This window comes from Pseudonocardia sp. Ae331_Ps2, from assembly GCF_001932405.1.
Taxonomy (GTDB): Bacteria; Actinomycetota; Actinomycetes; order Mycobacteriales; family Pseudonocardiaceae; genus Pseudonocardia.
This window is the reverse complement of the sequence record NZ_MCIM01000002.1, coordinates 11,486-12,810: the sequence shown is the minus strand read 5'-3', so window position 1 is coordinate 12,810 and position 1,325 is coordinate 11,486. Positions and strand designations below refer to the sequence as shown.

Below are 1,325 nucleotides of genomic sequence, written 5' to 3'. Positions count from 1 at the left end.
CCGCCAGAGACCATTTTCGTTCACGAGCACGACGGAGAATAAATACCGGACCTCTTCGGTGACGCGCCGGACTTCATCCGGACTTAGCGATTCACCCTCAACTGCAAACTCCGCACGCTTCAAACCCTCAGCCTCGACCGAAGTGGAAGTGCTTGCCATTACTGCCGGGGATCCAGCCGAAGCAATCCCCGTAGCCGAACCCATCGAAACAGCCACGACCAACACCACGCTGATACCGCGGCACGCAAACCTCTTTGCACTCACGAGCGCATCCGAACACGCCCCCCCCCCACCGGTCAAGAACCACTACCAGGCGCAATCATGTGACCACACCCGGTACTCGAAACGTGAAAACGTGAAACATCCACCTAACACGGCAATCCACCCAAACCAGAAAAACACCTCACCAGAACCGGACTTCGTGCCGTACCTCCCAAAGCGCTCCACGCCTCCTAACTGGGTGCCCCAGAACCGGATCAACACCGCTTCACAGGCGCTTCCAGCCGCTTCAAAGCCACATCAAAGCCGCTCTCGGCCCTTCAGCGAGCCGCGCCGACACCGCCTCCCGACGCTCCCGAGACCGCCACGGGCCGCCGAAACCCCAGCTTGAACCCCCGAAGATGATCTACATGAATCCGAACAAATCCGGGGCCATTAATAAGCCAATCCGGGACACCTCCAGCCCCATCAGTCCGACCCCAAGACGCCTGACCGTCACGGCGGAAACCCGCGCACCAGATTCAAGACACCGCCACAGAAAGAGTCCTTCCATGACGCCGTAAAGGGAACGATGAACTCCACTCAGCAGGGACCAGCGGGTGCGATCCAGCGGCGACCATCGACGCCCTCAACAACAATCCGATATCCAGAAAAAACACACCGAGAAACGGCCGATGCACTGGTCGCGACACAACGAATCCCCTTCCGTGCGCCACCTGGAAATCCCTTCCACAGCAACGCGCGGGGCGACACCGCGGAGCGGCGACACGCTGGTCACGCAGAGTGATATTTCTGGGGGGTGTCCCGAAGCAGCCCTTAATCCTCCTCAATCCTCCTAACCCTCCTAACTGCCGATATTTCAGCAGGTCAGAACCCAAGTCGATCTTAGGAGGATCGGAGGGCTTAGGAGGATCGACCCTCCTAAGCTAGGACAACGAGTTTGCGCAGCGAGCCGCCACCTGGGCGCTTGACCAGCAATAACTGTTTCCGACCCACCACCGCAATCCGATGTTACGTTCCGTAACTGAATCCGGGGCGGGGGGCCGTGCAAGTCGGCGCGAGGCGGGGGCTTGACAGGCCCGCCGGGGGCGTGTCTTCCTGGATAG

At 59.9% G+C, this 1,325-nt stretch carries 1 protein-coding gene; it reads right to left on the bottom strand.

What is annotated here, in order from left to right; genetic code table 11:
• Positions 1-216: hypothetical protein (locus tag Ae331Ps2_RS32805; protein ID WP_217695655.1), on the bottom strand; the 216-nt coding region annotated here is incomplete at its 3' end.
• Positions 217-1,325 lie beyond the last annotated feature (1,109 nt).